This window comes from Alteromonas sp. I10 (assembly GCF_003201515.1).
Classification (GTDB): Bacteria; Pseudomonadota; Gammaproteobacteria; order Enterobacterales; family Alteromonadaceae; genus Alteromonas; species Alteromonas macleodii.
The window spans coordinates 302,258-323,568 of sequence record NZ_QJJN01000003.1; the positions used below are offsets into that span (position 1 = coordinate 302,258).

16 protein-coding genes are annotated in these 21,311 nt (G+C 44.8%); 4 read left to right on the forward strand and 12 right to left on the reverse strand.

Annotation, left to right across the window (positions count from 1 at the left end):
- Positions 1-609 precede the first annotated feature (609 nt).
- The 6 genes from BZA03_RS08195 to BZA03_RS08220 form a co-directional block, all read right to left on the reverse strand.
- Positions 610-1,563, reverse strand: a complete 954-nt coding sequence (locus BZA03_RS08195) for a DNA ligase (RefSeq protein WP_110288487.1) — start codon at positions 1,561-1,563, stop codon at positions 610-612.
- Positions 1,564-1,708: 145 nt separating this feature from the next.
- Positions 1,709-1,993: a DNA ligase gene (locus BZA03_RS08200; RefSeq protein ID WP_110288488.1), complete on the reverse strand. Its 285-nt coding sequence runs from the start codon at positions 1,991-1,993 to the stop codon at positions 1,709-1,711.
- A 6-nt stretch (positions 1,994-1,999) separates the two neighbouring features.
- Positions 2,000-3,181 carry an alpha/beta hydrolase-fold protein gene (locus BZA03_RS08205; RefSeq protein WP_110288489.1) on the reverse strand — a complete coding sequence of 394 codons (1,182 nt, stop codon included), beginning with the start codon at positions 3,179-3,181 and terminating at the stop codon, positions 2,000-2,002.
- A 132-nt stretch (positions 3,182-3,313) separates the two neighbouring features.
- A complete protein-coding gene (locus tag BZA03_RS08210; protein ID WP_110288490.1) occupies positions 3,314-5,026 on the reverse strand; it encodes an ATP-binding protein in 1,713 nt (570 codons plus the stop codon).
- Positions 5,027-5,234: 208 nt separating this feature from the next.
- Positions 5,235-8,045, reverse strand: a complete 2,811-nt coding sequence (locus BZA03_RS08215; RefSeq protein WP_014948296.1) for a bifunctional aconitate hydratase 2/2-methylisocitrate dehydratase — start codon at positions 8,043-8,045, stop codon at positions 5,235-5,237.
- 399 nt (positions 8,046-8,444) lie between these two features.
- Complete coding sequence (locus BZA03_RS08220; RefSeq protein ID WP_110288491.1) at positions 8,445-9,671, reverse strand: PQQ-dependent sugar dehydrogenase; 1,227 nt, start codon at positions 9,669-9,671, stop codon at positions 8,445-8,447.
- 117 nt (positions 9,672-9,788) lie between these two features.
- Between BZA03_RS08220 and BZA03_RS08225 the strand changes: the two genes are divergently transcribed.
- From BZA03_RS08225 to BZA03_RS08240, 4 genes are all read left to right on the forward strand, one after another.
- A complete protein-coding gene (locus BZA03_RS08225; RefSeq protein ID WP_258364610.1) occupies positions 9,789-10,262 on the forward strand; it encodes a hypothetical protein in 474 nt (157 codons plus the stop codon).
- 112 nt (positions 10,263-10,374) lie between these two features.
- Positions 10,375-11,943 (forward strand): AMP-binding protein, encoded by a 1,569-nt coding sequence (locus tag BZA03_RS08230; protein WP_110288492.1) that lies wholly within the window; start codon positions 10,375-10,377, stop codon positions 11,941-11,943.
- A gap of 245 nt (positions 11,944-12,188) precedes the next feature.
- Positions 12,189-15,068, forward strand: coding sequence for a PAS domain-containing hybrid sensor histidine kinase/response regulator (locus BZA03_RS08235; RefSeq protein WP_110288493.1), 2,880 nt, complete (start codon positions 12,189-12,191; stop codon positions 15,066-15,068).
- On the forward strand, positions 15,061-16,161 hold the full coding sequence (locus BZA03_RS08240; RefSeq protein ID WP_039224527.1) for a two-component system response regulator: 1,101 nt from the start codon (positions 15,061-15,063) through the stop codon (positions 16,159-16,161). The genes BZA03_RS08235 and BZA03_RS08240 overlap by 8 nt, the downstream gene beginning before the upstream one ends.
- Positions 16,162-16,218: 57 nt before the next feature.
- Here BZA03_RS08240 and BZA03_RS08245 read toward each other — a convergent pair whose 3' ends face one another.
- Genes BZA03_RS08245 through BZA03_RS08270 form a run of 6 tightly spaced genes read right to left on the reverse strand, consistent with a single transcriptional unit; the run spans position 16,219 to position 21,284 of the window.
- Entirely contained in the window at positions 16,219-17,568 is a 1,350-nt protein-coding gene (locus BZA03_RS08245; RefSeq protein WP_110288494.1) for a lipopolysaccharide assembly protein LapB, read from the reverse strand.
- Positions 17,569-17,574: 6 nt separating this feature from the next.
- Positions 17,575-18,183: an energy transducer TonB gene (locus tag BZA03_RS08250; protein ID WP_075175980.1), complete on the reverse strand. Its 609-nt coding sequence runs from the start codon at positions 18,181-18,183 to the stop codon at positions 17,575-17,577.
- A 3-nt stretch (positions 18,184-18,186) separates the two neighbouring features.
- Positions 18,187-18,594 (reverse strand): biopolymer transporter ExbD, encoded by a 408-nt coding sequence (locus BZA03_RS08255; protein ID WP_014948289.1) that lies wholly within the window; start codon positions 18,592-18,594, stop codon positions 18,187-18,189.
- A gap of 32 nt (positions 18,595-18,626) precedes the next feature.
- A complete protein-coding gene (locus tag BZA03_RS08260) occupies positions 18,627-19,145 on the reverse strand; it encodes a MotA/TolQ/ExbB proton channel family protein (RefSeq protein ID WP_012517279.1) in 519 nt (172 codons plus the stop codon).
- 2 nt (positions 19,146-19,147) lie between these two features.
- Positions 19,148-20,512 (reverse strand): MotA/TolQ/ExbB proton channel family protein, encoded by a 1,365-nt coding sequence (locus BZA03_RS08265; RefSeq protein WP_014948288.1) that lies wholly within the window; start codon positions 20,510-20,512, stop codon positions 19,148-19,150.
- A gap of 13 nt (positions 20,513-20,525) precedes the next feature.
- Positions 20,526-21,284: a DUF3450 domain-containing protein gene (locus BZA03_RS08270; protein ID WP_014948287.1), complete on the reverse strand. Its 759-nt coding sequence runs from the start codon at positions 21,282-21,284 to the stop codon at positions 20,526-20,528.
- Positions 21,285-21,311 lie beyond the last annotated feature (27 nt).

Genomic DNA, 21,311 nt, shown 5'->3' on the forward strand with positions numbered 1-21,311 from the left:
TAGCTTGCGCAATGGGAGTAAACGGTCTTGTACGCACTTGACGCAAGGTGTGTTTAATAAATCATCAACAGTATAACTTCACGGGCCCATTTTTTAAATTTAGTGCCCTTTTAATTCACTTATAATCGCTATTCATACCATTACTTTTAAACGACAAAAGCGATTAAAAAGAAATAAGCAAAGTCATTTTAGCAATTAACATGTAGTAAAGTTATAGGGCTTTATGACTTAAAGACAAGGGGTTAGCTGTACACAATGCTTCTTCAATTGAAGCAAACCGTAAACGATTAATACCAGTCCGCATAGATAATTACCCACTCAGCGAGAGTTAAAATGTTCGTAATCGCGGCGTGTTGCCGCAGGTATAGTGGTTCTACATCAAGGTGACACAACAAAGAGTACGGACATTTTAAACTCGCCCTTCGGGAAGGTCTGGCAAGCTTCCTAGCTTCATTCTGGGAATTTGAAAGGGAACAACCATTCCTGCATTCCCAAGCTTCGCTATGAAGCTTGCCAGCGCCTTCTGAGTGGGCACTTATCCATGCGGATTGGTATAACAACAGTAAGTGAGAGGCAGTTCATTGTGACTATACTGGCAGTAAGTAAGTGTTAATTGGGCAAGTCTGTCTGAGGTCTGGTGCGAAGATAGCTTGCAAACTTTGGCTTTCCATTTTTGGTTAAACCGTAGTACTTAAAAGTTACCCAGCTACCGATAGCAGGCGGAGATTGGCGCTCATTTTCTGAAAAGCCCGTTCCTAATTTAAATTGAATGCCTTCTCGCGTTTCTACAAGAAGCGAGCCCATCATTCCCTTAAATCGTCCTTTTCCCGGAAGCAATGCCAGTACTTTCCCTTCTGCATCTTCAAAGCGTTTTACTTTGAGCAACATGTCACTTCGCCCGGATGTGTACAGCGCTTGTTCATGATGAAGCATTAACCCTTCTCCGCCTTCCTGGGTTACTTGCTCCAGCTTTTCATCAAGTGAAGCAATAGACGTAAGCTTAAATTGAGGGATAACTGCAAACGTTGGATTAGGTGTAGATTTACTTAGGCTGTTAAGCCTGTTGAGTCGCCGACCAAAGGGCTCACCCATCATAGGCATGTCAAAGGCCATAAATCTAACTTTGGCCCAGCGTTTTGCAGATAGAGAATTGGCTGCGGCAATAGTGTCTGCTGAAGACACTGTGCTAGATGAAGCGTTAGCGACAGAGTGCAGCTCGATGTTTGTCAGCGTTGAAAGCACAATAGAAGCTGTACGTTCAAACTCCCCTCTTCCTATCCAAAGTTCGCCGTCAATAGTGGTTTCTGGCCAGTTAGCGGTGAACCATGTTGGCGCGAATATCTTGTTCCCATTACGGGTAAGTAGTTCAGTACCGTTCCATCTTGCGCGAATACCGTCTAGCTTCTCACTAACCCAATAGTCAGCTACGTTGATATCAGTGCGACTTTGATCGTATTGCTTAGCAAGCTGCAGCCCTTCGACAGTATCGAGCATGTGATTAGCATTAACGTTAGCTATGGCGGTGATTGAAAGTACATATACAGCAGTCAAAAAATTTCGCATCGGCTCTTCCTATAACGTGTTAACCTTTGCTTGCTTTTATGCTTTTAATAGAGAAGCAAAAACAAAGAAGGCAGAGTAAATTACTCTGCCTTCTTTGCTTTTATAACTGTACGTAGGAAGGTTTTTTCGCTTAATCGAAGCTGCTCTAGTCGGTAATAATATCAATAACTGAGATCAGCACGTCTTCAGCAAACGCTTCACCTGCCGTTCTTTCTTTATCACGTCGCAGTTTGTAAGTCTCCAGGCAAGCATTTAGCTGCTCGTCGACGGTGTACACCCCATGAACATCTGCGTTGTTAGCTTGCTCAATACAGCGATCGGTTTGGCCTGTCGTGACGGTACTGCACCCGCTCGTTCCCAAGGCCATTCCAACCATAAAAACCGCAGTGGCGATCCAATTTACGTGTTTAAATGTGCTTTTATGGTTCAAGATAACTTAATCCTTCAATAAAGACTGCAAGCGTTTTTGTCTATTAACATAAACCTGATGGCCATCGTGCTCAGACGTGGAAAGTGCTAAAGCTTGGTTCACGCTTTCCAGCGCTTTTTTGTACTCGCCCATCTGCTCATAACCATAAGCTAAGCCATTATAAGCGTCTGGCGTTTTAGGATACTCAGCAATATCGTATTTAAACAAGGCGATGGCTTTGTCGTAATTTTGTTTACCCACATAGTGATAACCTAATTCGCGAATAACCCATTCCGGCGCGTCGAGTCTCTCGCCTCGCTGCTTTGAAACACGGGCGTAATAGTCTTTAATACTTTTAATATCTCCACTGAACTGCTGTGGCCTTAAATAAGCTGATAAGAACAAATGATGGTAAGCGCTGAAAGTTGACGCAGCTGAGACCAAATTGTGGGTAACCCCCTCGTAGGCTTCGTTCTCCCATCTTAACCCGGCAGGTTGATTTGCCCGCATTCCAGAAATCATATCGTTATAATACGGGCGCATGGGCGCGCCTTCATTGCCGATAGACGTGTAAATGAAGTGGTCTAAATGATTGGCAGATTTTAAGAATGCAACCGTACTTTTTGCAGATGCGCCATAGTTCCACCACACCGCAGCACTGTAAGTCAGCGCGGCGTTAAAAAGCTCAGGCTTCTGGGAAAGCGCGTACAACGCGAATACACCTCCGGCTGATGCCCCCTCTATCACTCGAAAGTCATGCACGCGATATTTCTTCTCTACCATCGGCATAAGCTCAGTGGTTATAAAGGAAAGAAAGTTTGCACCGCCACCGCCATAGCCTACAGGCCCATTTGGATCTTCATTTGCTGTGGGATATAGATCGCGAAGTCGGTCGGTATTTTCAATGGCGACTATAATGACTTCCGGTGCAGCATTCTGAGATTGCAGCGATTCTAGCACTGCATTCATCATAGTAAGATTTCCCGCACCATCTAGACGATAAATAACGGGGTATTTCTTGTCGGGGTTTTCGGCGTAGCCTTTTGGAAGCTGAACAACTACTTCTCGTTGCTCGTTTAGCACTTTAGATTGGAGTTTCTCTACCTTCAATTCGTAACGCTGGCTGTCGCTGCCTGTTTCGCTGTTAGCCGGAAGGCTCGTGAAAGCAAGAAATAGCAGGGCAATTATAATATGTATTTGTGACTTCAAACTTAAATCCTTTTATAAGACGCTTTGCTTTTCGCAGTAATACTATTTACTTGATTGGGCCAAGCGAACTTTTATTTTTATCTATTGTATAACAGGGGGTTTATTCGGATTAGTGACACTTTCATGGCCACATTACTCCGTATATTCACCTTTAGCAATACAGGAACTTTCTGTAGACATTTCTCCGCCCAAATATTTAGTTAGCACAGCGTGTAGTTCCGTTTTATTGACTGGTTTTGTGAGATATCCATTCATCCCGGATGCTAACGCTTTATCTATTTCTTCGGCAACCACCGCAGCAGTGAACGCGATAATAGGAATAGTGATGTTAGCTTTTCGCAACGCTAAAGCGGCTTCAGAGCCGTTCATTTCAGGCATGTGTAAGTCCATCAATATAAGGTCGAAATACTGCTTTAGTGCAATCTCTACTGCTTCTTTACCGTTATTAGCAAGCGCAACTTTCAACCCTGTGTCTTCTAACAATGATTTTGCTACGACCTGGTTAATGTCGTTATCTTCTGCCACCAAAACAGTAAGGTTTGAGAACGACGGTGTGCTTTCCTGTTCTTTAGCGCCAATTACACTATCTGCAATGTCAAACGGTAGCTCGAAATAAAATTCACTCCCCTGACCTACCGCGCTTTTCAGATAAACCGTGCCGCCCATAGCTTCAACCAAGCTTTTTACTATCTGTAAACCAAGTCCCGTTCCCCCGTGCATTCGATTAATGCTGCTGTTGGCTTGTGTAAATGCATCGAATACGCGTTCTTGTTCAGAAGCATCAATCCCATCCCCCGTATCCTTAACTGAAAATCTGACAAATTGATGGGTCTTTGACGCTTCACCTTTCGATAGCCCTAAAGTGACACTGCCCTGATGCGTAAACTTTATCGCGTTGCTCACTAGGTTGTTTAACACTTGAGAAAGGCGCGTTGCGTCCCCTACAACACAAGTATTTAATGTTTTATCTACTTCTATTCTCAGTGAAATACCTTTGTTCTGCGCCAATTGTGCATAAAACGCCACGCAATCTTTGGCAGTTATTTTTAGGTCAAAGGGAATGATCTCCAGCGCAAGTTTTCCCGCATTCAGTTTGGACAGATCTAATATGTCGTTCAAAATACGGTTTAGCGAGAGTCCTGAACGCTGAATCTTCTCGAGGTTAGGCCGTGCACTTTCCGAAATATCATGAGAAAGCACTACATCGGTCAATCCCAAAATACCGTTTAATGGCGTGCGAATCTCGTGTGACATAGTGGCGAGGAATCGTGATTGTGCAGCCGACGCTTGCTTTTCGCTTGCAAGCGCCCTGTTTAGCTCAAGAGTTTTGTTTTTACTCTCAACAAGGGCTTTCTCTAATTGGCTCGCTAGAGCATAGATAAGAAGGGACACAACAAGGTTGGTCACACAAAGCCTTAGCCAAAGGCCCTTGTCATAATCCCCTTCGTAAAACGGCACAAGAAAAGTACAGCATGCGAGTACTACCATTGCACTTATTCGCCAACCATTAGAAAGCAGTAAAATGGGAAAAATAGTAGCAATTGGAACTAAGGTTGCGGGCATGAGCCCATTGCTTATTACAAGGTAAGGCGCGACGGGAATGGTGAGTATTGCCCACAATTTCGCCAAAGGTTCTTTGTAGTTAGAAAAGATAATTCCCGCTATCGAAATTGCACACCAAGACAGGCCGAAAAATACTGCCACATACACATTTTGGGGTTGGGCTATGACGATTACCGCTAAGATGAGTAGAGAAAAAACCAGCAGAATTTTGAAGCCAGCTTTTTGCAAGGCCGATGTGACTTCGCCAAATGATTCAGGCTTTTTAGAGTACTGCTTTGGCATTAGGGTTTCTAAGTATTATTAAATGACTAATAACTCAGTATAAGTACCAAACAACAACTCTGCATAAAAATAATGGGGTCAGAGTACTTTTCTAGCTGTTTACCGCTAGCTCTATTACCGTACTAATGTACTCTGACCCCATTATTTGGGTACAAAAAAGCCCCAACCGAGGTTGGGGCTTTTAAATGCGCTTGAAAGCGTTAAGTACTTATACGCGCTTAACGGCTACATCTGCTTCGAACTTAGGCTTAACTGCCAAGTCTTCAGAAGGTGGAGCAAACTTAGTTAGGTCAATGCCTGCAACTGCTTGCTTGTACTCTTCTGTCGTTGGGAAACGACCAAGAACCGTTGAAAGTACTACTAGCGGCGTAGAGCCTAGTAGTGATTCACCTTTCTTCTCAGCAGAGTCAGCTACAACACGACCTTGGAAAAGACGTGTAGATGTCGCGATAACTGTATCGCCTGGCTCAGCCTTTTCTTGGTTACCCATACACAGGTTACATCCAGGACGCTCTAGGTAAAGAATGTTGTCGTACTTAGTACGCGCCGCTTCTTTAGGCTTAGCATCATCGAACTGGAAGCCTGCATATTTCGCTAGAACGTCCCAATCGCCTTCCGCTTTTAGCTCGTCAACGATGTTATATGTAGGTGGAGCTACAACTAGTGGAGCTTTGAATTCAACAGAACCGTTAAGCTTTTCTAGGTTACGCAGCATTTGTGCGATGATTTGCATGTCGCCTTTGTGCACCATACAAGAACCAACGAAACCTAGGTCTACTGGCTTACCATCATAGTAAGAAACTGGACGGATAACGTCGTGGGTATAACGCTTAGATACGTCTTCGTTGTTTACGTCTGGGTCAGCAATCATTGGCTCGTCGATTTGATCTAGATCGATAACCACCTCTGCGTAGTACTTCGCGTTGTCATCTGGCGCAAGCGCTGGCTCTTCACCAGACTTGATTTCAGCAATACGCTTATCAGCTAGGTCAATTAGGCCTTGAAGCATGTTCGCTTCGTTGTCCATGCCCTTGTCGATCATGATTTGGATACGGCTCTTAGCAAGTTCAAGCGACGCAATCATTGTCTCGTCATTTGAGATACAGATTGATGCTTTCGCCTTCATTTCTGCAGACCAGTCAGTGAATGTGAATGCTTGGTCAGCCAATAGAGTACCGATTTGAACTTCAATTACACGACCTTGGAACACGTTCTCGCCAGAGAATTGCTTAAGCATTTGCGCTTGAGTCGCGTGAACCACGTCACGGAAGTCCATGTGCTCTTTCATGCTACCTTTAAAAGTAACTTTCACAGACTCAGGGATTGGCATTGCCGCTTCACCCGTTGCAAGTGCTAGTGCTACCGTACCTGAGTCGGCACCGAATGCTACACCTTTAGACATACGCGTGTGCGAGTCACCACCGATGATAATGGCACGATCGTCTACTGTAATGTCGTTAAGCACTTTGTGAATAACGTCAGTCATTGCATGGTAAACGCCTTTAGGATCACGTGCAGTGATTACACCAAAGTTGTTCATGAACGACATAAGCTTAGGAATGTTAGCTTGTGCTTTTTTGTCCCATACTGATGCCGTGTGACAACCAGACTGGTAAGCACCATCTACAACAGGAGAAATCGTTGAAGCGGCCATTGACTCAAGCTCTTGGCACGTCATTGGGCCAGTCGTATCCTGCGAACCTACAATGTTTACTTTAACGCGTACGTCAGAACCAGCATGAAGCGGAGCATCTGAATTTACGCCAACTGCATTACGGTTAAAGATTTTTTCAACCGCTGTTAGGCCTTGGCCTTCGTGAGACACTTCTTTCGACGCTGCATATACGGCTGGCGCTTTTGTACCTAGAGTACGTGCTGCGAAAGACTGTAGCTGCTTACCGAATACAACTGCGTAAGAACCACCGGCTTTCATGAACTCCATTTTTTGAGGAGTAAATGATGCAGATACGTCAGCAAGTTCTTCTGAACCGTTGTAAAGCTTCTTCGCCTTAGTATCGATAGTTAGTACAGTACCAGTTGCTACTGAGTACGCTTCTTCAAGTACTGGGTCACCGTTTGCATCGCGAACGATTTCACCGTTTTCATCAGTTTTCTTAACCCAGTTCTTAAGGTCAAGACCAATACCACCGGTTACGTCAACAGTAGTAAGGAAGATTGGCGCAATACCGTTAGTACCAGCGACAATTGGCGCTTTGTTTACAAATGGAATGTAAGGGCTTGTTGGCTCACCTGCCCATAGTGCAACGTTGTTCACACCAGACATACGAGATGAACCTACACCCATTGTGCCTTTTTCAGCGATAAGCATCACTTTAGCATTCGGGTGCTTCTTACCAAGTTCAACAATTTCTTGCTGCGCTTCAGGAGAGATCATGCACTGGCCGTGAAGTTCACGGTCGGCACGTGAGTGCGCTTGGTTACCTGGAGAAAGAAGGTCAGTTGAGATATCACCTTCAGCGGCGATGTAAGTCACAACTTCAATTTTCTCTGGAACATCAGGAAGCTTGGTAAAGAATTCAGCTTTTGCGTAGCTTTCTAGTACGTCTTTAGCAATAGCATTGCCAGCTTTGAATGCATTTTCAAGACGCTCAGTGTCAGCTTCGTATAGATAAACTTGAGTCTTCAATACTTCTGCCGCAGGCTTAGCAACCGCTTCGTCATCAGAAAGTGCTAGGTCTAGTAGTACTTCTACAGACGGACCACCTTTCATGTGTGAAAGTAGTTCAAGCGCAAACTCAGGGGTAATTTCTTCTACTTTTTCTTCGCCAAGTACAATTTCTTTTAGGAATTGTGCTTTAACACCCGCCGCAGGTGTAGTACCTGGAAGCGTGTTATAGATAAAGAATTTTAGAGAGTCTTCGCGATGCTCGTTTGTTGTATCTTTAATTTGAGCAATAATTTCAGACAGCAGATCTGCACTGTCGATTGGCTTAGGGTTAAGACCTAGTTCCGTTTTACGGGTTTCGATCTCTGCCAGATATTCTGAATACAAACTCATATAGTTCTCTCGGTCTTAGTTTTACTTGGGCGTAGTGTTAAGTCGGTCTTAGCTATACGCATATAAAAATGAGGGATATTTTAACCGATTTTTAGCGGTTACGTAATGACTGAAAGTAAACAGTTAGGTATTCACCCGCCTAAACTGTCGTTGTGTTAAAGCACTTACATTTTTACTAGAAAAACGAATTTTAATTAAAAGCAAAATTAAACCAATAATTTCATGTAGTTAGAAGCAAGCCATTTGAAATCAATGACGATATTTAGCTTGAATGGTTTGACCAATAAAGATAAATAATAGTGTTGCACTTATGACAGACATTCATTTTATTTATGGTGCTACCAGTACAAATTACCATCAATTTTGAAACAAAATTTCATTTATTAATGTTTTCTGTGCCTAATTTCCTCTTGGCGATACTTCGATCACTCTTCCATTTTCACCATCGGTCAAAAGAAGCAGGTTACCTTGATGATCAAGCGCAATATCCCGCAGCCGTTCCCCAGGTCCCTCAAAAATTTTTGTAGAGATATATTCGTTCGATACGGCTCTAACTGCATACAAAGCTTTGGCTTTCAAGCTGGTAACAAGTAACGTATTAGCTAGCATCGGGAAACGCCCATGGGAATAGTAGATCATGGAGGATGGCGCTATAGAAGGTGTCCAGTCTACAATGGGGCCAGTCATACCCGGATAGGTCGAAAAAGGCGAAATTCTAGCGCCGGAATAGTCTTTGCCTAGTGTAACAACTGGCCAACCATAATTTGCGCCTTGTTGTAGAAGGTTTACTTCATCACCGCCATCTGGGCCGTGCTCATGCAAAAACAGGTTGCCATCACTCCCCTCTACAAGTCCTTGGGGATTGCGGTGTCCAATACTAAAAATAAAGGGGTTATCAGGAAAAGGAGGGTTGGCCAACGGCTTGCCGTCTATTGTGAACCCTAGCACTTTTCCTAGTTGTGAACTGATAACTTGCGCTTGCTCGCGATAATCAAAGCCATCTCCTGTCGTAACCAAAAAGCCCTGTTTTGTGTGTAAAGCACTGCCCTCTAGTTGAAGCAGTTTCCCACCGTAGTGCACAGGCGTGTCTTTGGCTTGTGCCAGTGCTAACACTGGCTGAATGTTAGTAATGCCAGAAGTAAGGGAAAGCTGTCCTTTTACTATGGCAAGACGGTTTGCACTATCGTTCCCCTTGGAATAACTCAGCAACACGGTTCTGTCTTCAGGGAATTGCGAGGGTATAAGAAGATCGAGTACGCCTCCTTGCCCTTTGGTGTACAAGTCATCGAGCATTAAAGAAAACCGCGCACTTTCCCCCTTATTGTCAATAATTACCAGCTCACCATCTCGCGTTACTATCAATATATGGGTGTTTGCCTGAGCCTTATCGATAACCGTCGTTAAGGCCTTGGGAAACGCCAGTGAGGTAGCGATATCTTCTGTCATGACATGCTGGTCAAAATTTTCATAGGCCGTTAGATTTGAGCTACCTGCTTCACGTTGCTCAGTATTAGATGCGTGCTTTTGAGTGAGTTCAGAGGCAGTAGTTACGGCAAAAGCAGGAGCCAAAGCAGCTCCCAATAAAGAAAAAGCCAGTAAACTGATCATCGTACGCCATGACTTCATTGTGATTGTCCTCTTTTACTTAACATACTATGGTATACCCTATTGCCACGCTCAAACCATTTGAGGCCTGTTGAGTTTTGTTCTAATGCACTGTGCGACAAATCTTGGACTACAAAAATGAACAACCTAATACGACGCACTATTTTCCATTTTTTACCATCATGGGCCGTCGGCTTTCTACTAGCAAGTACGTTTCACTCGTGTGCCGTTTTAATCGGACTCATTCGAATTGATGTTGATATGAATCCAAGCGATTGGTTTTTCATGATATGGCAAGATGCACTAGGCCTTTTTCCTACTTACGGCGTGATTATTGCTGTTACCTTATTGTTGGCGTTCTTGGCGACACATTTCATCGTTAAACGTCTTAATCAAAATGCTAGTGGCTCTTCCAACCGTACCCGATTTATTCTTTTCACAATAGCGGGAGGCCTGTCGTTCTTATTAATGCTCACTGCCATGCAGCCCATATTGAATGTGACCCTAATTGCAGGCGCTCGCACTACCTTAGGACTTGCCGCACAATGCATGGCAGGCATCTGTGCTGGTGGGCTATATAGTTACTTAAGTAATAGTTCTACAAACAATTGATAACTAAAAATTATAATACTAAATAACCCAACCCTGATGTAAATGAAAAGTTAAGTTTGCTACTGTAAGGCATAAACACCCTACTTACTTTGCCCTACTAGGAACAAGCAACATGATAACTTATCCTGATAACGTGACCTGCTTAGCCGATTATATTGAAAGCGTTTTGCAAAAATTTGCCGACAGGCCAGCGTATACGGCGCTTGGACAAACACTTACATTTGCCGAGATAGACCGTAAGTCATCAGCGTTAGCCCGCTACTTTGTTCACGAAGCTAAATTGTCTCCTGGTACCAAAGTCGCCATACAACTTCCTAATTTAATTCAAAACCCTATTGTTGTTTATGCTGCCTTACGCGCAGGCCTTGTTGTAGTAAATACAAACCCGCTTTATACCGAACGCGAGATGAAGCACCAGTTCACTGATAGTGGCGCGAAAGCTCTGGTTATTCTGGGTGATTTGCTCCCCAAATTCACTAGCATAAAAGATGATACTAGTATCGAAACCGTTATCACCACATCGGCAACAGAGCTTTTAGACCCTAACACTGCACCAAATCTCGATGGTACGGTTTCATTCACACAAGCAGTGGAGCTAGGCAATACACTGCCTGCATTTGAACGTCCTTCTATTGCTCTAGATGAACTTGCCATGTTGCAATACACCGGTGGTACTACTGGGGTATCGAAGGGCGCAGCCTTAAGTAATAAAAACGTTTTAGCTAACTGCATCCAAATGCTCGACCGTATTGGTGAGGGCTTCAAAGATGGTGAAGAAGTATTGGTATGCCCATTACCGCTTTATCATATTTATGCATTTACGGTTGGAATGATGGCGCTCTTTGCCAAAGGTACTCAGATAATTCTTATACCCAATCCACGGGATATCGACGGTTTCATTCAAACACTCAAGCCCCATAAAATTTCAGCATTCATGGGGATCAACACCTTGTTTGTTGGTCTTGGGAGACACCCTGAATTTGCAAAGTTAGACTTTTCTAAATTACACCTCACAATGTCTGGCGGCACCGCACTTACTCAAGCCGCAGTATCTATTTGGCGAGACGTAACCGGGAACACCATCACCGAGGGCTATCGGCTATCAGAAACTGCGCCAGTTGTATCTTTTAACATTCCAGGTAAAGAAGAGATTGGCACAGTGGGGCACGAACTAGAAGGCACTGAAGTTGCGTTACTGGATAGCCATGATAAGCCGGTGGCCGATGGTGAGTCGGGGCAAATTGCAGTTCGCGGACCTCAGGTTATGCTGGGTTATTGGAACCGAGACGACGAAACTGCCAAAGTCATGACCCAAGATGGCTTCTTTAAAACCGGGGACATTGGCATTCGCACCGAATCTGGGGCAATTAAAATTGTAGATCGTTTGAAAGATATGATTATTGTCTCTGGCTTTAATGTCTATCCAAACGAGATTGAAGATGTACTCACAACTCACCCTAGCGTGATGGAAGCCGCAGTTGTGGGTAAACCCGATGAAAAAACCGGTGAGCGAGTGTGTGCATTTATTACTGTTTCAAGCGATGTATCGACACAAGACGTCATTGATTTTTGTAAACAGCACCTCACAAATTACAAGATCCCTAAGTCGATCACGATACTTGACGAGCTACCAAAATCTACCGTCGGAAAAATTCTACGTAGAGAGCTTCGTTCGGCCTAATGACTCCCCCACTTGCGCCGCACATTCAGCGCGGTGCTTAATACCTAGTTTTACGCGTTTTCCATTGAAAAATCAGGTTATTGCTACCAAAGGATAATCTGATTTCATTGGAAATAAGCGCGGTACAGACTATAACTTATCTATACCCCATTCACTTTTGTTGCACATATGCAATTTATGACATTGTCTGTCAAAACTAGCCGTCGTTCTGTCCTGCAATTCAACATTGTTGTAGGAGAGTTCACATGAGCGCGCAGCTTTTACAGCGGCAGGCCATGGATAAACACGGCATTGTTGCGACAATGGACGTAAACGGTAAAATTCTAAGCGCTAATGACAAGTGCAGCCAACTATCTGGTTTTTCAATTGACGAGATAATTGGGGAAAATATCTCCGCATTCGATATTACCAATATGTCCGAGCAGGAAAAATCAGATATTTTTGTTTCGCTATCTCAAGGCCAAACCTGGCAAGGCGAAGTACATAGTCTGACTAAGTTGGGCGAACCTTGGTACGTATTTGCCACTCTGGTTCCCGTCATTAAGTCACCGCCGCGGGTAGACCACCTAATTGCTATTGCCACCGATATATCAGAACAAAAGCGATTAGAGACGAGACTTTCCGAAGGGCGCGCGTTCTATCGAAGTATCACTGATAGTATCGGCGAGGGTGTGTATGCCGTAAACGGTGAAGGTACGACACAGTTTCTCAATCCCGCTGCCTCGCGATTATTAGGGTGGTCGCTTGACGAATTACAAGGCCGACGTTTCCACGACACGGTCCATTATCAAAAAGGGGATGGAACTCTCCTTCCTAGAGAGCAATGTCCAGTTAACCTCACTATCCGAAGCGGTCAGTCTTACACGTCTTATGAAGACTTCTTCACCGATAAACGGGGCCGCCTTTTTCCCATATCTATTGTTGCGGTTCCTCTGCTCGATAAAGAAGGAAAGCCCGATGGACACGTGGGCGTATTCAACGACATAAGCGGCCAAAAAGCCATTGAACAAAAACTCCAAAAGGCTTATGACGAAGCCCAAAGTGCTAACAAGGCAAAAAGCGACTTCCTTGCCACAATGAGCCATGAAATAAGAACACCGATGAACGCCATTATCGGCCTCACTCACCTTGCCCTAGAATCCACCGACAATGAGCAACGTCAGCAATATTTAGAAAAAGTGCAGCGTAGCTCTACAGCATTGTTAGACCTGATGAATAGCATTCTCGATTTTTCTAAAGTGGAAGCAGATAAAATAGAGATAGTTGATGAGCCCTTCACCTTAACAAAAACCATCGATAAACTCGCTCAAGTCTTTCAAGTAAAGGCGCAACAAAAACAGCTTCAGTTGCTTTTTGATATTCGGTGCCATACTAATTTGCAATGCCGTGGCGACAGCGAAAAGATATACCAAGTACTGCTCAACCTTTTAAGTAATGCTATAAAATTTACCGCCAGCGGCCACGTAATACTGACGGTTGAAAAGCGCGAAAATCAATTAGCATTCAGTGTTTCCGATACCGGTATGGGTATCAGTGAGCAAGTAAAATCAAAACTTTTCAAAGCCTTTGTTCAGGCTGATGCGTCCATTTCCAGAGAGTATGGGGGAACCGGCCTTGGCCTTGCGATATGTAAGCGTCTGGTTGAACTGATGGGTGGTGACTTAACCTTGGAAAGCGAGGTAGACAAGGGAAGCTGTTTTTCCTTTGCATTGCCTGTCTGTTCTGATGAAGGCCCTGGTACAGGCCCTCAACTTCCCGTATCGGTTCCCGACAATGTACTGTGCATTCAAACACACGAAAGCGTGAGCCAAGGATGCGAAATACTTGCGGCGACATTGAACAGACATAACATTCGCTGCCAAATAATCGACCAAGTTGAAGGGCTATTGCCGAGTAAAGCCTCTCAAACTATCGCTTTTTTACCGGATGACGAGCAAAGCTGGAATAGCTTCATTAAACACATGCAGTTTGGTGAATATCAGTCGTTAAACCTTACTACATTAATCAGTCCCCTCAACAAGCAAGACGTGCAAAAGCGAATGGGAAGTGCCCTTGTTCAAAATATAAATATCATTGAGCTTCCGTTTACCGACACAGAACTTATTTCAACACTATCTCCAGCTCAACTATCACTCAGTAAGCGGACACTAGAAGGCCTTGAAAGTCGAAAATGGCGAACCAGACGCCTTTTAAACAAACATGTGCTTGTGGTAGATGACGACGCAATTAGTGTAGAGATTAGTCAGCAAATACTTTCTGATCTAGGTATTAATGTTGCTGTTGCTTCATCAGGTGAGCAGGCACTTGCGTTATGCGAAATGAGCAAATTTGACGCTATACTCTTGGATTGCTACTTACCCGGCATATCGGGCTATGAAGTTGCAGAACAACTTACCCAGAAAACAGACTGGTATACGCCAATTATTGCGCTTAGTGCCGATGAGTCTCAGGAGGCTTCTGAAAGCGCGCTTACCGCCGGTATGTGTCAGCACTTGGTTAAGCCCGCTACCGCGGATGAAATCGTTCATACCATCGATATTCACATACATTCAGGTTACATTGAAATAACCCCTCCAGACGAAATGAGCCAGTTTATCTCGTCGCTGCTAACGTTTTATAAAACCTACAGTCAGCGTGGTGTTATGTCTGACTTGCTCGATATTTTTCATACACAGGCGAACACGTCGAAATTGTTAACCTCTCTGCTTGAAGATGCTCAGCTTATTGGCGCCACAACGCTTGAGCAAAGCCTGCTTCCTCTTATAGAAGCACAAGAGAGAAATGAAGCTGTTAATGCAAGACACGTAACAAACTTATCGTTTCAGCTAGATGCAACGCTACGCCTAATTGCTCACACTATCGATAAAAACGACACCGACAATATCCATCAAAGCGGTACTAACTTAGATAAATCCTCCATGCTATCGACCCTACGCAACGTTGAGCAGGCGCTTCAATCTTATGACGCGAAAGCGGTTGAATACATCAATGCATTGGCAGCCAATTACAGCGACTCGGTCTATGCACATAAAATTAACCGATTGAAACAGCTTGCTACCATTTACGATTTCGAAAGTGCTCAAGCGGTTATTACGCAACTTATAGGCGATATTACCGATGAATAATCAACGTAATGAAGCACATAGATTTAGCATATTAGTGGTTGATGATGAGCCCGCAAATATCGATATTCTATTAGGCATTTTAGGCCCTTACTATGATGTAAAGGTTGCGCCTTCGGGAACAATAGCACTTAAGATTACCCAGCAGTTTACTCCCGACCTTATATTGTTAGATATAATGATGCCCGGTATGGACGGTTTTGAGGTATGTAAAAAGCTCAAAGCTAACGAGGCGCTTAGCCATATACCCGTTATTTTTGTTACAGCCTTAACTCAAGGAGAGGACGAAGAAAAAGGTTTCAAACTAGGTGCAGTAGACTACATAACCAAACCCGTATCACCGAGTATCACCCTCGCTCGCGTTAAAACCCACATTAGTTTAGCCCATCAAATGCGGACGGCTGAAAACCTTGTAGCGGCGCGTACTAAGGAACTAAGTAAAAGCCAACAAAGCGCAATCAGCATGCTAGCTGCCGCTGGTCATTACAATGATACCGATACCGGTCATCATATTTGGCGGATGGCAGCTTACAGCCAGTGTCTTGCTCTGGCTCACGGTTGGCCTTTCGAAAAAGCGTGCCTGCTCGCGCAAGCTGCTCCAATGCATGACACAGGCAAAATAGGTATTGCAGACGCAATATTAAAAGCACCTCGGCGATTGTCATTGAGCGAAATGGAGGTTATGCGCTCTCATGCTGAAATAGGGCACAGAATACTGTCTCAATGTGATACCCCGCTCTTTAACCTCGCAGCCGAGATTGCTTTATGTCATCACGAAAAGTGGGATGGCACAGGCTATCCAAGAGGATTAAGGGAAGAGGCGATACCTGAAAGTGCACGTATCGTAGCTATCGCCGATGTTTTCGACGCCCTTACAATGAAAAGGCCTTATAAAAAAGCGTGGGCTGACGATGATGCTTTTGATCATCTTAAACGAGGTTCAGGCCAGCACTTTGATCCCGTATTGGTCGACTGCTTTCTTTCAATAAAGGAAGAGGTTTTAGAAACCAAACGCTATTGGAACCAGTTAGAGGCAGAAGGAAAGATGGCCTCGGTGTCTGACTTATTGCCTCAAGTACTTTTCCCTAGCGCATAAAAAAGGGTCGAATATTATTCGACCCTTTTAAATGATGTATTAACGAAAGTACGATACTTAACTTGTACCTAGCTCAGCTGCAATGGCGTCTGCCTGACGCTTTTCGCCCTGTACAAACTGCTTCCATTGCTGTGCCATGGCACGACTTTTCTGATGCTTTTCTGCTTCAGCTAGCTGATTAAGCGCAAGGGCATATTGCTTCTTGTTGTAAAGTGCCATGCCTTTAACTAGGTAAACCAAACCAGGGTTTCTCAAATCGCCCTTTTCAACCGCTCGGTCTGCCGCAGCAATTGCATCGTCGAAACGCTCTTCATTAAGAAGAATTTGCGCTAACTGTGCATCTAACTCACCGTCTTCAGACAGTTCAGCCGCTTGCATCATAACGGGAATGGCTTTGTCTTGCTCTTTAGCAAGTGACCAGCTTTGGCCTAAGAACTTAAGGTTGCGCAAGTTTTTCTCTAGCACGCCGTCGTTCATCGCCTGCTCCATCAACTTAGCACCTTTATAAGGTACACGGTGATAGTAATAAAGCTGCGCCATGTTAAACACATCAGCGGATGTATTAACGAACCCGCGCTGATAAGCGGTTTCCATAATAGCCAACTGCTTGCGCTCTTCGCCTAGCTCACCGTACATGCCCGCTAGCTGGATCCAATACTTAGGCTCGTCAAATAGCTTCACCATTTTAATAAGAACGTCTTTAACCTTTTGAGGCTGCTTGAGTTCATAGAAAATAGCACGCTGAAGAATTAACCACCCTTCATCGGGGATCATGCCTTCTGCTTCGTGGTCGGCAACGGCTTCAGAAATCCACGTTGAGGCTTGCTCGTACTGTTTATTTTGGTAGTACGCTTGGGCCTTTATCACTTTATTTTTAACCGGTACAGGGCCTGTATTTAGGCTTTCCCAACGTTCCAAATAAGTGATGGTGTCGTCGTAATTACCTTGCATAAGGTTAAGCTGAGCCAAACTGAAAAGCGTGGTCATTTCAAACTTTTCAGGAATAGGCTGCTGCTCTACGACTTTCGCGAACGATTCTAACGCCTTTGTATAGTCTTCGTTGTTGTAATAAATGAAACCGAAAAAGTTGTACATCATGGCTTTTTCGTAGGCGTTCATAGAGTGAGACTTATCTTCCACTTCTTTCAAAATGGAAATAGCTTCTTCTACATCGCCAGCTTCATCTGCTGCCGTTTGTGCACGGGCTAGTTGCTCGTAGACTTTGCCGCGAAGCGTTGGTACCCGACGGGTTTGCTTATCGCTAGCTTTTATCTCTTGTCCATCTTGCTGCTCAGCCTCTTGCGCTGTAGCGTTAGAAACAATGAACATAGTAGGTACAGATACCGTGGCCGATGCAAATGCAAACGCCAGTGCACTAAGCAAGGTATTCGTTTGTTTTCTCATCATATTCTGTTACCCGTCAATTAGGAACGAAATACGGTTTTGTACACCAGACACTTCTGTTGCTTCACCGTTAACCACGCGAGGCTTATATTTGAACTTCATCGCCGCATCTATCGCCGCTTGTTCAAAAATACCTGAAGGATTCGCTTCAACAACAATTGGGTCGCGTACTGCGCCTTGTTTAGTTACCGTAAACTCAACAATAACGAAACCTTCAATACCCCGCTGAAGTGCACGTCGTGGATACACTGGCGCTACCTTAACGATAGGCAGATATTCACCGTCACCGGATTCAAGAGCCAAACCGCCCTCTAGCGAGATGTCGTCTCCGACTTCAGCACCAAAGTCCATCGACGTACCTTCTGCATCTGGAGAAGGCGAGTCCATTTGAGGCTGCTCCATTTGCGGTGGCGGCTCTTCAGGCTTAGGTGGCTTCTTCGGCTTACGATCTTTTTTCTCAACCTGTTCATCCTGCTTAACCCTTACGAAGTCAAGCACGCTTCCCTTAGGCGGCTCAGTTAGTGCACTGCCACCCATCTTGATAAGCGATTGCATCAAGAAGAACAGGCCTAACGTGATCGCAAGGGAAATAACAAATGCGATTAAATATCGTGGCATGATTTATTGCTCTTGGGCTGCAATCGAAACATCGTAAACGCCAGCGGCTCGCGACGCGTCCATAACCTTAATCAGTGTTTCTGTCGTGGCCTTTTTGTCAGCCTGAATTACAACAGAACCCTGTGGGTTTTCTGCGCGAAGACGCTCAATGTTCGCTTGAACTGCGCGAACGTCGATACGGCGCTTGTTAATCCAAATTTCGCCTTTATCTGAAATAGCGATAAGGATATTAGCACGGTCCTTTTTCACAGCAGTTGCTGCTTCTGGACGGTTAACATCGATACCCGCTTCTTTCACAAATGACGCAGTCACAATGAAGAAGATCAACATGATAAATACAACGTCCAGCATGGGCGTCATGTCGATGGCTGCTTCTTCTTCATCGACTAAGTTTTGAAAGTGCTGCTTCATAATAAATACCTTACCTTAACGCTTAGCTAGCATTAACGTTGAATAATCAATGCATCCTCAAGATGCGTGCGTTCTGATTTCACCATACGAGTTAACCAGGTAGCGGCGAATACGCCTGAAAGTGCGCCAACCATGCCCGCCATTGTGGGGATAGTGGCTTTCGATACACCTGACGCCATTGAACGAGCATTACCTGAGCCCGCAATCGCCATTACATCGAACACTTCAATCATACCGGTAACCGTTCCCATCAAGCCTAGCAGCGGACAAAGCGCAACCAGTGACTGGATAATTGGGATGCTGCCGTTTAGGCGCATGGTTAACTGTGAAATTGTTTTCTGACGAACCTGCTCTGCGAACCAAGAAGAGCGATCGGCACGTGCTGTCCACATTGCTATCGCTTCTTTCTTGGCTTGCTTGTGCCAAACCATCAGATACATCGCACGCTCGAGGATCAAAAGCCACATAACGAATATCAGCAGACCGATGACCAGGAGAACCTGGCCACCTGTTTCTGTGAAATCGCGAATTGCTTCTAGAAACTCGATCATGATTAGCCTCGCTCAGCGCGCTCTGCAATTACGCCAGACGCCTGTTCTTGTAGGATGTACACAATGTTCTTAGAACGTGTGTTAAGCATTGCATAAAGCAGTGTCATTGGAATCGCTACAACTAGACCTAGTACTGTTGTTACAAGTGCTGTTGAAATACCACCTGCCATCAGTTTCGGGTCACCCGTACCAAACAAGGTGATAGCCTGGAAGGTGTTGATCATACCGGTTACCGTACCTAGTAGACCCATAAGCGGTGCTACAACAGAGATAATCTTAATGATAGTTAGGTTACGACCTAACTTAGGCACTTCGCCCAAAATCGCTTCTGTAAGGTGAAGTTCAAGTGCTTCAACGTCGGCGTCTGGGTGCTCGTCACGTACTTTAAGTACACGGCCAAGCGGATTGTTTGTGTTTACTTCTTTGCTCTTAAGCTGTTTGTTCACTTTCATGCGAATAAGCGTCAGCGTTACAAGACGCTCAAGGGCAAGTAGAAGACCGAATGCACCAACGATAAGAATGATGTAACCTACAACACCGCCCTGCTCTACACGCTCTTGAAGGTTAGGCGCTTGAACAAGAAGACCTAGGATTGAACCACCCGTTGGGTCGATACCGAACTGCACTAATTCACCGCTTGATGCTTGTAGTTCAGCAGCAGAATCCATGTAACGGTCAGCAGGCTGACGTACAAGTTCAGATACTGTACCTGTTACACCGTTGTACTCTAGGTATTTACCATCGGCAACAAGTGCAAAAGGACCTACGCGAACAACAGACTTATTCACTTTTTCACCGCCCGCTTCAACAACGTCTGTCTTGAACGTAGTGACTTTGCCGGCTTCAGTCATTTCACGCTGCATTTCAAACCAAACGCGCTCAATTTCTTCAATTGACGCAAGTTTTGAGCTTGAACCCATGTCTTGTGCCATCTTATCAAGGAAGTCAGCACGGCCTGGGATTTGTGCAGAAACCACTGAGTTATAGAATTTGTTTTTGGTATCGCCAGCGATTTGCTGAAGCACACCGAATAGCTCTTTAAGTGAACCAAGACGTGTGTCTAGTGCACCGTTTAAGTCAGCCAGTTTGAATTCGTTTTCTTCGAACTGAGTTTCAAGCTGCTCTGATTGTGCAAGCATTTGGTCGCGCTTTTCACGAGTTTCGCGAAGAATGCGATCTTGCTCTGCACGTTGCGCTTGGAAATCACGCTCGCGCTGTTTGTTTTGCTGAGACTGTGCGAACTGACCTTCTTCTAGTTGCTTAAGAAGTGCGTCTAAGTCCATGGCACGGTCGCTTTGTGCGAAAGCACCAACGCTGATGCTAAGGGCTGCTAGACCAACAGCGATACGTTTTACTGTGTTAAACATTCTCATCAACCTCTTAGTCTGTAATTGCCACTGGCAGCATTAGCAAGTCTGGTGCAAGTTGCTTCTTCGCCATGCGCAGACCTTTTGTAATTTGTGTACGGTAGCTGCTATCAAGCTCTTCCCACTGACGAGTTTGCTTGTTCCAAACACCCTGCATGCTTGCGTCACGTGTTTGATAAATTAGCGCTGTGCGACCAAGGCGTAGGAATTCAACGTCACGCTCTTGACCGTTAATTGAATGAATACCGCTGTACGCTTCCATAGTGCGGCCGTAGTCCATCTCTACTTGATACGCTTCCATTACGCGGCGGAATTTTTCAGACGCAGCAACGTCGGCACGGTCCATCATAGCGCGAAGGTCAGCAACGCGATTTGCGCGCTCTTCTGGAAGGAATGGTACGTCTAGCGCAACAAACTGCTCTAGGCCGTCAATCATGCGCATCATTAGTGGCGTGATTTGACGCTCAACAACAGACACTTCATCGATAGCAGCATTTAGGTCTGCCATTTCTTGTTCTTGGTTATTGATTTGCTTACGAAGCTGAGTGTTATAAACCTCAAGGCCTTCGATTTCTTTCATCAATGTTTTGAACTGTTGAAGTTTGCTGTCGATTTGATCGGTAATACCGTTAATCTTTTCTTGCGATTTCGCCGCTGACTCGTTTATTTTCGCTGCCTCATCGACAACGGGTTTTAAGACTTCATCGTCTTGTGCAAGCACGGGTGTCGCTGCTAGCGCACCTGCCACAAGCAAGGCATTGATAAGCTTCATACATTCAAACCTTTAAAGTTAAAAGAA

Coding starts and splice junctions, on each gene's coding strand:
- BZA03_RS08195 (WP_110288487.1), bottom strand. CDS start 1,563: ATGCGAAATTTTTTGACTGCTGTATATGTACTTTCAATCACCGCCATA.
- BZA03_RS08210 (WP_110288490.1), bottom strand. CDS start 5,026: ATGCCAAAGCAGTACTCTAAAAAGCCTGAATCATTTGGCGAAGTCACA.
- BZA03_RS08215 (WP_014948296.1), bottom strand. CDS start 8,045: ATGAGTTTGTATTCAGAATATCTGGCAGAGATCGAAACCCGTAAAACG.
- BZA03_RS08220 (WP_110288491.1), bottom strand. CDS start 9,671: ATGAAGTCATGGCGTACGATGATCAGTTTACTGGCTTTTTCTTTATTG.
- BZA03_RS08225 (WP_258364610.1), top strand. CDS start 9,789: ATGAACAACCTAATACGACGCACTATTTTCCATTTTTTACCATCATGG.
- BZA03_RS08230 (WP_110288492.1), top strand. CDS start 10,375: ATGATAACTTATCCTGATAACGTGACCTGCTTAGCCGATTATATTGAA.
- BZA03_RS08235 (WP_110288493.1), top strand. CDS start 12,189: ATGAGCGCGCAGCTTTTACAGCGGCAGGCCATGGATAAACACGGCATT.
- BZA03_RS08240 (WP_039224527.1), top strand. CDS start 15,061: ATGAATAATCAACGTAATGAAGCACATAGATTTAGCATATTAGTGGTT.
- BZA03_RS08245 (WP_110288494.1), bottom strand. CDS start 17,568: ATGATGAGAAAACAAACGAATACCTTGCTTAGTGCACTGGCGTTTGCA.
- BZA03_RS08250 (WP_075175980.1), bottom strand. CDS start 18,183: ATGCCACGATATTTAATCGCATTTGTTATTTCCCTTGCGATCACGTTA.
- BZA03_RS08255 (WP_014948289.1), bottom strand. CDS start 18,594: ATGAAGCAGCACTTTCAAAACTTAGTCGATGAAGAAGAAGCAGCCATC.
- BZA03_RS08260 (WP_012517279.1), bottom strand. CDS start 19,145: ATGATCGAGTTTCTAGAAGCAATTCGCGATTTCACAGAAACAGGTGGC.
- BZA03_RS08265 (WP_014948288.1), bottom strand. CDS start 20,512: ATGTTTAACACAGTAAAACGTATCGCTGTTGGTCTAGCAGCCCTTAGC.
- BZA03_RS08270 (WP_014948287.1), bottom strand. CDS start 21,284: ATGAAGCTTATCAATGCCTTGCTTGTGGCAGGTGCGCTAGCAGCGACA.